Below are 11,530 nucleotides of genomic sequence, written 5' to 3' on the forward strand. Positions count from 1 at the left end.
AGGGATAATGCTATAAAAAACATTAATGGAATCAATAATGATAAATTTCCCCCATATCGTAATAACTCATTTATTTTATTGAAAATTATTGAATCTCTGGGGGCACCATGCTTTTTTTATCAAAAATAATTTATTGATTTTCCATATGTTTTTTAAAGTGCGGGATGCGTAAATAAAAGTGAGGGAATAGGGGTTTTCAACATGCCTCTACAGAGCGCGGTCTTGGCAAACGGATTCTAATATTTCTTTGAATTCTATTAAATCCTTTTGAGATAAACCATTTAAAAGTCTCATAAAAGCAACAACAGTTTCATGTTGCAACGAAGTAGAAGGTTTTATTATAAAATTCTTACGACAAGCATAGGCTTCTTTTCTGAACAGAGAAGCTGTAGCTTTATCCAAGATAATACAGCTCTATAACCTTGTCTTCCATTTCTACTGAAGCCGATTTCTTGCCAGTTTCTACAGAAGATAAAAACGCTATAGATTATCTAAGCTTCGAGCTATATATACGAGGTGTTTTGAGTGATCAACACAAAGCTGACGTAAGATTTCACCACAGGATATAACCATATAAAAAATCATATTAGAGAAGAAATATTTCTTCTGATGCTAACAAGCCTTTTTATGATTTTCCACAATTATTGCAAATCAGCAGTTCTTTATTTAGATATTTTTTCGCCATACCTGATCTCAAAAAGTACCTTTGTTCTAAAAAACTTTAAAGGCCTCTCAAACCTCATCACAATCATTCAGAAACAAGATAAGTTTTCCTAGATGACTTTGAGAATTTTCTCCATGCTTTCAAAATAGTTTTCAATAAAGTTGCCATAACTGTAATATTGATTTTCCAAAAATAAGGCGTATCTAAATAAAAAATTGTCAGGCACACCAAAAATAAACCACCCTATTCCCACGAATAATTTCAAACATAATATCAACAAGCTTTCGTCTAACTGCTTCACCCCTTGCTAAAAACTTATCATGATGGAATACCATAGGCATCTTAAAGATACCTACTATCTCTATGATTTCATCAAGAATCTCTGTTGAGTAGCATATACAACTATCAAGATGCTAAAACACAACTCCCCTCCTGAAAATGTAGCAGCATTAACCGTAGAGCTTTGTAAAAAATTACAAAAGTTTAAACATCAATGAATAGAAAAGGACGAGTTTATTTTGCTTTTTTTTAAACTACATTAAATGGAGTTTTTTTTTAATTTTGAAAGCATTTTAGGCTGATTTTGAAATGCTTTTGATATTTTTTTCAAAGGGCCCTTAATAGAAGTTTTCTATGCTTTCAAAGCCTTCCCTCATTTTTATATTCAAATTCCAGGCTTTATTGTTTTACACTCTTTTGATAATTTTAAATATCAGAGTTAATTTTAACAAAACGCACATTTAATACTAAATTTATCACTTAAAAACAATGAGTTATTCCCCCTATCCAATTCCACCTATTCTCACTTAATGCAAAACATACTGTCAAACTATACTGAAAGTACGCTTATTTCAAAAACTCTAGCCCATTTTCCTCAAAATTAAGCTATAAATTCAGTAAATCTTCAAAATGGATAGAATCAAGGGACTCACAAGCAGCAGCAATAACAGCAGTAATAACCAAAACCCAACATCAAGCTGCCAACAGTCTTTCACACTTTCGTTATTATAAAGAATTTACACCTTGCTATCAGCTTGTACGATACTCACAAGCAGTATCTCAACTTGAGTTTGCAACAAATCGATGAGAAAATTTATTTTTATAATATGACGCGGAGTCTTTTCTATTCAAAATAGATACCTATTTCAAAACAAAGAGCATTTATCAGAAGATTTCATAAAATATACGCACTCTTTAAAAACTGGCAGGCTCATATGATTTTGATAATTTCAGTTTGCTTATTCTCAATAACTTATTCATTTTTCTAATAAATTTCTCACTTCTATTGCTCATGTCTTTAACAGGGCAATGCTCCCGTTTGCGTTTCCAAAATATATAAATTAAAATGGGAAAAGAGACTCTACAGTTTTTAATCACTTTGTATTTATGAATTTCTTTTTTAGGCAATAAACTTATGGTATCTGATACGCCTTTTCTTGCTCTTTTGCCTTTAGGCGCACATGAATATCATGGAAATCACCTTCCCTTTGAAACCGACTGGATTATTGCTGAAGCGTTTGCAAAAGCGCTCACATTACAAACAAAAGAACAATTTCATATTGCTCTCTTACCAGTTGAAAAAGTAGGCTATTCGAATGAACATATGGATGTAAAAGGCACGAAAACACTCACCTTTTCTGAAGCTATTGAAAGATGGATCAATATCGGTGAAAGCTGTTATCGTAAAGGCATTAAGCGTTTTCTTCTTCTCAACGCACACGGAGGAAACTCTCCCTTAATGAGTATTGTTATTACCGAGTTACGAAAACGTTGCTCAATGCTTGCAGTTGCAACAAGCTGGAGTCGTTTTGGTTTACCACAAGGTTTAATAGATCCCTCTCAGCAGCATCTTGATATCCATGGAGGTTTTATAGAAACCTCCTTAATGCTTTATTTAGCGCCAGAAAAAGTACATATGGAAAAGACAAAAAATTTTCATAATATGCAAGCTGATATGATTACCAATTATCGATATTTACGCGCTTATGGTCCTCATGCCTTTGGATGGAAAATGCGAGATCTTAATATGCAAGGAGCGGCAGGCAATGCAAGCCAAGCAACTTCAAAAGCAGGTGAGGCAATTTTTTCTCATGTCCTTTGTGGGCTTCGCGATTTACTTGATGATATCAGTCGGTTTAAAATAGACGCACTGCAATAAAAGGCATCCCTCATGGAACAAACTAACAATATACAGAATAAACTTCCAGTTACAGTTCTTACCGGCTATCTTGGGGCTGGAAAAACGACCCTTCTTAATCGTATTCTCAGCGAAAATCATGGCAAACGTTATGCCGTCATCGTTAATGAGTTTGGTGAAATTGGTATCGATAATGACCTTATTGTTGAATCGGATGAAGAGATTTATGAAATGAATAATGGCTGTGTTTGCTGCACTGTCCGAGGTGACCTTATTCGTATTCTAGAAAGCCTCATGCAACGCTCTCACCGATTTGATGCCATCATTATAGAAACAACCGGGCTTGCTGATCCTATTCCCGTAGCACAAACTTTTTTCATGGATGATATGGTCCATGAAAAAACAACTCTCGACAGTATCATAGCTGTGGTTGATGCAAAACATTTGCCATCTCAACTCAAAAATAACCGCGAAACTGAAGATCAGATCGCCTTCTCCGATATTATTCTTTTAAATAAGATTGACCTTATCAATACAAAAGAACGTGCGCATGCTGAATCGCTCATTCGTGCAATTAATCCCAAAGCAGTGCTTTATGCAACAGAACGCACGAGTATAGCTCTCGACAAAATCCTTAATCTCAGTTCTTTCGATCTCCAACGAACTTTAGACCATGATCCAAATTTTCTTGATCATCAACATGAAGACCATGTCTGTGGTCCTGACTGCAAGCACGACCATCAAAATTACCGTCCATCCGCTATTCACGATAGTACGGTTACTTCTATAAGTTTAAAAACAGGCGCTCTTCAACCAGAAAAGTTTTTTCCATGGATTCAACAAATAACGCAGCAGCAAGGACCTAATATTTTGCGCTTAAAGGGAATTATTGCCTTCCAAGGAGATGATGATAGATATGTCATTCAAGGTATACACATGATTCTTGAAGGACAGCACCAACGTCCATGGTATGAAGACGAAAAACGTGAAAGCCGCCTTGTTTTTATCGGCCGCAACCTTGATTCTAAAAAACTTAAAACTGGTTTTGAAAATTGTGCATAAATACATAAATATAAGTGAGTACAATGCCAAGCATTATCCATTACGATCTGAAAGGCTACTGCCTTTCCTGTGGTTTTATTAATAATAAGCCAACTTTTATCTCCGTAGAAGGATTAATTGTTTTTTTAACGCCCACTCCAAAAACGCTTGAAGTTCATCAAGGAATCATTTCCAGCCATTTTTCTTGTGATAACACAGCAGTTATCACAGGTGGTGAAGATGGAAAAGTTTGTCAAACGACAGGAGATGGTCATATAAAAACTCTGAAACGACAAGAACGCAAATGGATAAACAAAGTTGCTTTTGGGCCAAAAAATATTTTTGCTTTCGCCTCCTCACGTTTAACATGGGCAAATATCGGAAAAGGGATGCAAGAGCTTATTCATGAACGCAGTGTGGAGGGGCTTGCTTTTGCCCCCAAGGGTTTACGACTTGCTGTTGCACATTACAATGGTGTAACCCTTCACTGGTTGTCAACGCAAACAACCCCAACTAAACTAGAATGGAAAGGAGCACATTTTGATGTTACGTTTTCAGCAGACAACCGCTATGTTATTTCAACAATGCAGGAAAATGCACTTCATGGCTGGCGTCTTTCTGATAATCAACATTTACGTATGAGTGGCTATCCAAATAAAGTCAAAAGCTGGTCTTGGAGCTCAAAAGGAAAATGGCTAGCAACATCAGGTGCATCAGCAGCAATTATTTGGCCTTTTTATACAAAAGATGGCCCCATGGGAAAAATACCATTAGAGCTTGGCACACGAGCAAATGCATTTGTCAGCACCGTTTCATGCCATCCAAGTGAAGAAATTGTCGCAATAGGCTTTAATGATGGAATCATTTTATGTGTACATTTTCACGATGGAAAAGAAATCCTTCTAAAAGATTGTGGGAAAAGCGCCATTTCAGCACTAAAATGGGATCAAACAGGGCATAATTTAGCCTTTGGCAGTGAAAATGGCGAATGTGGTGTGATCAACATCACAACTTAAGAAAAATACCACCAATCGCCCCCCTTGCAGATATGACCATCCCAAAACAATTGAATCCCAAAGAGAAAACTGAAACTTCAAACAAAAAATACTTTTAAAACGTCTGAGCTATTTACCTTTTGAGATTGCTGTCTTACCCATGAAGCCCTCCTCCTTAAGCAGACTATAAAGCAATCTCTATACCTAAAAAACTCTGCCATACTATCAATTTTCATAAAAAGCATTAACCTTTAAGCAATCTCATAAAAAATAGTGAACTATTTCGCTTCAAATCGTTTTCATAAAATTAAAAAACATATAAAAGAATTTTTTGAAAAGATATAAAACATTGGACACAACACCAGCATTTATTTCTTCAAGCTCTCTGATAATCAAACGCACTATTTTCTAACGATCATTGAGAGCGGCAATAATTGCAATACACGCCATGTTAGTAACTTATTGACCAGAGTAAAGCAGATGTCTCACTCAATATACCCTAAACTTGCATCAACATCTATAATTTACAAACGAGAAAAAATTATAATTATAAAAACACAGTAAAACACCTATCTTAAACCAGCATTATTATTTTACTTTTTCCAATTCTCAGTATATTTTTTAGCTCGTTCGTGTTGTGACAATGCATACATTGATATACTTTATAAAAGACATTTTTAGTTTTTCTTCAATAATTTTCAATACATACAATCCCGCTTATAACATGCAAATGAATAATTTTATTTGATTGAAAATAAACAGACTTAAAATGAAAGAATTTCACGATTTTTGAAGAGCACATTCAATAGGATGAGATATTTTACCATTATAAATCAATATCTTACATAAATAAGAATAAGACACATCATCAAATATTTTCAACATAAACTAAAAAATCACAGAGCATGCATTTATTGAAGCGATAAACCAGAGTCATCAATGTCTTCATAAGAATTCAATCAAAAGACAACAGGATGTTGCTACCCTTTGTACGAAATACACATTACGCCTTGTTAAAAAAAGTGGCGCAAACCAGCAGAAAAACTGACACCTGAAAACCCTGCTTTGGTAAGCCGACGCTGATAAGTTACATCTCCATGAAGTGCAAATTTCGAAGATAGTTGCGCATTAAAACCAAGACCTGCTTCTAAGGACGAGCCAAAAGCACCTAACTGAAAATCTTTTTTAAAAGAGACGACCTGTTTCTCTTCAAAACTACGCGAAAGATAAAGCTTATTATAAAAGGAAACAACACGTCCCTCTTCAGAGCTAGAAAGAACCTTAGTAAAACGTCCACCAAAACGCGCTATCCATTGGTCCAATTTACCCAGATCAACATCAAGGTTATCAACATCACGAACGCGATCAAACTGAAGGCTCTGGTAAATAAGCTGAATCTGCGGATCAAAGAAAATCCCTTTATGCCTCATTGTAAATGTTTTACCACCGGTTAGAGAAACATTGAATTGTTTACCTTTTAACGTCGCCGTCTTATCCCGTACAATAGTGAAAACATCTCCCCTAAAAAGGCCATAAGAGAAAACTCCTCCCATATACAGCCCCATGTCATTCTGTAAGCCTCCATAAACAGAAACTGACCATCTATCAAATGGACTCTTTTTGCTGTATTCAACATCTTGAGGATTCAGAGAAAGGCTTCCATAAGTTCCCATAACTCCAAACAATGCACGGCTGTATAAACTTTCAATTTCTTTCAGCAAAATACCTGCTTCCAGTGCTGTATAATCAAGTTCAGCTCCATATCCATATTCAAAAGCAGACAAATTTGAAGCATAATGGTGACCTCCACCATAACTGCTAATAAAAAATGCTGTATTTTGATCGCTTTGCAAAGAACCATGAGAGGTACCACGCATAATTTCCAATTTTTTATTTTGAGAAATAAGATCCATTAAACCAGCGTGAAATAAGGCATTTGGTAAAAGAAAATAGGTTGGCACTTGTGGAACAACAGCTCTAATTCTTGAATTTGACTCAAAATCAGTCTTGACAGAAAAAATTGGAGGTGATGATGGCTCTACTGACTCAGATGAAGAAGCTGTAGGCTCCGCATCTGGAGATGAAGAATCTTCTGTATCAGATGATATAGGCAGAGGAGATGAAACAGGTGTAGATAAGGTAGGTACAAGACCTGAAGATGAAGGCTCTACCGGCTCCGGCAAAGAATAGGTGACAGATACAGTTTTAAAAGAATCCCCTTCAGGATTCATATAGATACCTTCAAGACGAAAATCCCAAAACTTCCCATCACCTTCAACTAATCTGTTCTTGGGATCTGCTTCACCAAAAGAGGAACCTGGACCGTAACCACGAAGATAATATTGATAAGGAAAACCACCTATGGTAGCATATTCTCCAGATAATTTGAAAGAATCTTCCTGCGCCATTCCAGAGACTTGTATGAGCGAAATGCTTTGATCTTTTCCGTTATGGATTTCTTTTCCTGTCATTTTTAGAAAGTTTTGCATATGAATGAGAGTGGTTCCAGAAACATCACCATAGATCAAAATACGATCAGTTTTTTGAGAATCAAAAAAACCCTCATCATTCAAAAATGTATTAAGTTTTATTTGAGCATCCCCTGTCGCACTGTAGGCTTTTTCATGAGCAGACAATATTGCTTTATTTTTTTCATGATTCGTCTTTTTTCCAATGCGCAATGTTTGATAACCATCAGATATATCTTCATCAAAAATAATTGTGCTATCGGAAAGACTTATAGATGAAAGTGATGAATTTGATGCCTGTAAACCTTTAGATTGACTTTTTTTGATATACCATGTTGAGCCACGGGCTAATTCTAAATCAACAGCCGATATATCTTCAACACGGGTTCCTCCTATAAGAGAAGAAGCGCTCGCTTTCACCAATAAAGAAGAATTATTTTCAGCTTTTAATAACAAATCACCAGAGATCTTTGTTTCTTCTGATAATTCAAGAACTCCTGTAACCCCATAGTCTTTAGCCCCTTTCGCATAAATAGCAACACCGTCTGGAACTGTCATATTTGTCTGTGATAAATAAACAAATGCCTTCCCTATTATAACTTTTTCGGTTTCGAAAAGCTTTTCATCATCCCGTTTCCTTAATGCCTCCGCAAGCTCTTCTGGAGCAAAAATATTAAAACGTAGACCATATGCCCCCTCTCCTTGTACATAAATATTGCTTCTTTCTACCTTAATATTCGTATCTTTAAAGCCATCTGATAAATTATATTTTTGTAGTACCTTGCCATTCTCATTTACATAACCTAGAAAATTTTTAATCAAGAAACCATGCATATACTTGAGCTGAATCGTACTCCTTTTTAAATGGACATCCCCCCCTTGAGAAACCTGAAAAGCTTCCGGTAATCTCCCCATAGCTCCATCGCCATCTATGATAGTTTCCTCGCTCTGACCTTTTCCCGTAATAAACATAGTATTAAGAAGGTAGCGTCCCCCAAACCGTGTTGAAAATGAGCCGCATTGATTAAAAGTGACTGTACTTTCTGATATTTTAACCGTTGCACCAAAATCACTAACAATACCAATCCCTTTTACATTCAAATTATTTGGTGCAATATCAATATTCACACTCACTAAATCAATATCTGCTTCTCTCCCCGATGCATAAACAGCATGTGAAGTTCCGCTAATTTCCCCTGCTATCATACTAATAACTGCGTTCTGAGCACGAAGGCCAGGTATATCCCTAAAATTTGAAGTTATAAGATTAAGCTTTCCACCATTTCTTACATATGCACCATATGCAGATATTTTATTTGGATCATTACCATAAACTGTTATCCTATGTGCATTAACAATAGTTCCTAATTCTTCTACATATATAGCTGCAATAAGCGATGTATCAGGAGATACATACTGAGAACTTTTTAAATAATATACTCTATCTGATAGTGCGTGTACTTTACCATCATCATATTTATACATTGCATCTACTCTACCATTTGAATTTCCTGCTGAACTTATATAATTCATTGGCAAAAAATAAAAAACAACTGTTGTAAAAGTATAAAATAATACACTATTATAAAATAAATTTACCATAACTCTTCTTCACCTCTATTTATTGACGAAGAACATTAAAATGTAATATAAAATTTTATTAAAATATTATAAATAAAAAAACAATTATATAATTTAATACTTATAACAATACTATGTATTATGTATAATAGATTATATTGTAAAACAGTGAGAAATTCTATCTTGGAAATCCTGCTTCAATAAGCCAGTTCTGATAAATTATATTTTCATGAGATCAAAATTTTGAAGCCAGTGAAGCATTAAAATAAAACCGTTTTTCTAAAGAAATCTAAAAAGCATCTCACTGACGATTTTTTTTACAATAAAAAAATAATTAAGGTGTTCCCCTCCTCTGTAGCTTCAAGCTCCTCAGAAGAACCCATCAACCTAGTCATACAACATAATTTATTGAATTTTGTTGAAGTAGAAAACAATTTTAAACCAATCTTTACATATCTTGAAATGTGCGATAGAAAATAATCGATACTCAGATCTTATAAAATCCAAAGACAGGACTTTTCCGCTCCTCAGAATATACTTATGGTCTTAAGCAAAACGTTGCAAGAGCATTATACCAGCATATTTTATAAGTTTGCTTTTGTATAAGGTTAATCGTTACATTGTTTAGAATAAATTGTGAGTGCACATTATGATACAAACTATCCCACCTTCTGACCCTTGGAGTGTGACTAAACCAACAGCTCTCTTAGTCTTAGCGGATGGAACAGTTATTGAGGGTAAAGGAGCCGGCGCTACAGGCATTGCTGAGGCTGAGGTGTGTTTTAATACTGCTATAACAGGTTACGAGGAAATACTCACAGATCCCTCATATACACAACAAGTTGTTAATTTTACATTCCCACATATAGGAAATGTCGGTACAAATCATGAAGATATCGAAGATCTTACACCACTCAACTGTCATGGTGCTGTAGGTGCTATTTTTAAGGCCGATATTACATGTCCTTCTAACTATCGTGCAAATGAACATTTTAATAAATGGCTCAAAAAGCATAAAATTATTGCACTTTGTGGTATTGATACACGTGCACTTACTATTCTCATCCGTGAAAAAGGCGCGCAAAATGCTGTCATTGCACATGATCCCAAAGGAAATTTTGATATCCCTAGCTTAAAAAAGCGCGCACAAAAATGGTCTGGTCTTGTCAATCTCGATCTTACAAAAGAAGTTACATCTAAATCATTAAGTCAATGGAGTGAAAAGCCATGGGTATGGAATAAAGGGTATGGTACAAATGATATTCATAATCTTCATATCATTGCTATCGATTATGGTATTAAACGTAACATTCTTCGCCTTATGGCAAACCAAGGAGCATGCATTACTGTTGTGCCCGGGCACACAAGTGCAGAAGAAATTTTGGAAATGAACCCCGATGGTATTTTTCTTTCCAATGGACCAGGTGACCCAGCTGCAACAGCTCAATATGCTGTTCCAATTATCAAAACATTAATTAACCATAATTTACCACTTTTCGGTATCTGTCTTGGTCATCAACTTCTTTCTCTCATGGTTGGTGCCAAAACTGTAAAAATGCACCAAGGGCATCATGGCGCTAATCATCCTGTTAAAGATCTTAACACTGGAAAAGTTGAAATTGTATCAATGAACCATGGCTTTGCCGTAGATACGACAACTTTACCACCACATGTTCAAGAAACGCATATTTCTCTTTTTGATGGCTCAAACTGCGGAATTCGAATCATTGGAAAGCCAGTTTTCTCAGTTCAATATCACCCTGAAGCCTCTCCCGGCCCACAAGATAGTCATTACCTCTTTCAACATTTCTGTGACCTTATTATGGACTATAAAAAAATATCTTAATTGAAATAGTTGAGCTTTCATTCTCGAGCAAACAAGAAGCGCATTCATTTTGTTTGAGCAAATAGATCATAATTTTCACTGAGAAAGGAATTTTAGATAAAAAGTGTGCTTAACCATAACTCTACCCGCGTTTACGCGCCACTATATCTACACCTCTTACTATGGCTTTTCTCCAAGCGAAGATGCAATGTAACTTTGCGTTCTATTTCTTATTATCTATCAAAGGCTTTACGCTGCAAGAACAGCATGATAATCAACCTCCTGCCTGATCTCGTGGGGCATTTCGTCTATACATTTCACAACCAGCAAGAGCGGTAGAACCAATGACTCATATGTCTTCTGATTTTATAAGCATTTTTTCTAGATACATGACTTTTTTCTTTAGAGATGAGGCACATGTAAAGAATTCGGTAAGACATCAAAAAACGTCCATATCGAGATTTAATAGCGTATTTTTGGGTAATCATCACCACCCAAGCGCAAATCTTATAAAGCTATCATCAGCCACTTTCATAAACGCTTTCATCGCACAGACATGCTGGGTTTTACGATGAAGTTCTTATCATACAGATATACCTTGTCTTGCGAAGACAGCTTTTAAAGAAGACAAATGGTATGTGCACTAACAGCAAAAGGCATATTCCACTTTAAAAAAGATACAATTTTAGCGGAACGAGGAGATTTTTTTGATCATGCAGCCATATTTTTATTTTCCTTAAGCGAGAGACACGTGCTTTAGAAAACAAAAATCATACAATTTACCGGCAAAATTTTTGCCTCACTCACTCTTGCGATGAT

At 35.5% G+C, this 11,530-nt stretch carries 5 protein-coding genes and 1 pseudogene; 4 read left to right on the forward strand and 2 right to left on the reverse strand.

The features are described 5' to 3' along the window. Positions 1–207: 207 nt before the first annotated feature. Positions 208–573 (reverse strand): annotated as a pseudogene (locus ABID23_RS07170) (XRE family transcriptional regulator). Positions 574–2,078: 1,505 nt separating this feature from the next. Between ABID23_RS07170 and ABID23_RS07175 the strand changes: the two are divergent. From ABID23_RS07175 to ABID23_RS07185, 3 genes are read left to right on the forward strand one after another with little or no spacing between them, the layout of a single operon-like run. Next, the gene (locus tag ABID23_RS07175) at positions 2,079–2,822 is read left to right on the forward strand and encodes a creatininase family protein (protein WP_354190710.1); all 744 of its coding nucleotides are present in this window, start codon (positions 2,079–2,081) and stop codon (positions 2,820–2,822) included. Between the two features lie 12 nt (positions 2,823–2,834). Continuing rightward, positions 2,835–3,863: a CobW family GTP-binding protein gene (locus ABID23_RS07180; RefSeq protein WP_354190712.1), complete on the forward strand. Its 1,029-nt coding sequence runs from the start codon at positions 2,835–2,837 to the stop codon at positions 3,861–3,863. Positions 3,864–3,886: 23 nt separating this feature from the next. Then, positions 3,887–4,858, forward strand: a complete 972-nt coding sequence (locus ABID23_RS07185) for a WD40 repeat domain-containing protein (RefSeq protein WP_354190714.1) — start codon at positions 3,887–3,889, stop codon at positions 4,856–4,858. A gap of 992 nt (positions 4,859–5,850) precedes the next feature. Here the strand turns inward: ABID23_RS07185 and ABID23_RS07190 are convergent. After that, positions 5,851–8,907 carry an autotransporter outer membrane beta-barrel domain-containing protein gene (locus ABID23_RS07190; RefSeq protein WP_354190716.1) on the reverse strand — a complete coding sequence of 1,019 codons (3,057 nt, stop codon included), beginning with the start codon at positions 8,905–8,907 and terminating at the stop codon, positions 5,851–5,853. 628 nt (positions 8,908–9,535) lie between these two features. Here ABID23_RS07190 and carA point away from each other — a divergent pair. Beyond that, complete coding sequence (carA, locus tag ABID23_RS07195; protein ID WP_354190718.1) at positions 9,536–10,732, forward strand: glutamine-hydrolyzing carbamoyl-phosphate synthase small subunit; 1,197 nt, start codon at positions 9,536–9,538, stop codon at positions 10,730–10,732. Positions 10,733–11,530: the final 798 nt, after the last annotated feature.

This window comes from Bartonella silvatica (genome assembly GCF_040545155.1).
In the GTDB taxonomy this organism is placed as follows: domain Bacteria; phylum Pseudomonadota; class Alphaproteobacteria; order Rhizobiales; family Rhizobiaceae; genus Bartonella; species Bartonella silvatica.

Excerpts from the sequence above, each read along its gene's own strand:
- ABID23_RS07175 (WP_354190710.1), top strand. The coding sequence starts at position 2,079 with ATGGTATCTGATACGCCTTTTCTTGCTCTTTTGCCTTTAGGCGCACAT.
- ABID23_RS07185 (WP_354190714.1), top strand. The coding sequence starts at position 3,887 with ATGCCAAGCATTATCCATTACGATCTGAAAGGCTACTGCCTTTCCTGT.
- carA (WP_354190718.1), top strand. The coding sequence starts at position 9,536 with ATGATACAAACTATCCCACCTTCTGACCCTTGGAGTGTGACTAAACCA.
- ABID23_RS07180 (WP_354190712.1), top strand. The coding sequence starts at position 2,835 with ATGGAACAAACTAACAATATACAGAATAAACTTCCAGTTACAGTTCTT.
- ABID23_RS07190 (WP_354190716.1), bottom strand. The coding sequence starts at position 8,907 with ATGGTAAATTTATTTTATAATAGTGTATTATTTTATACTTTTACAACA.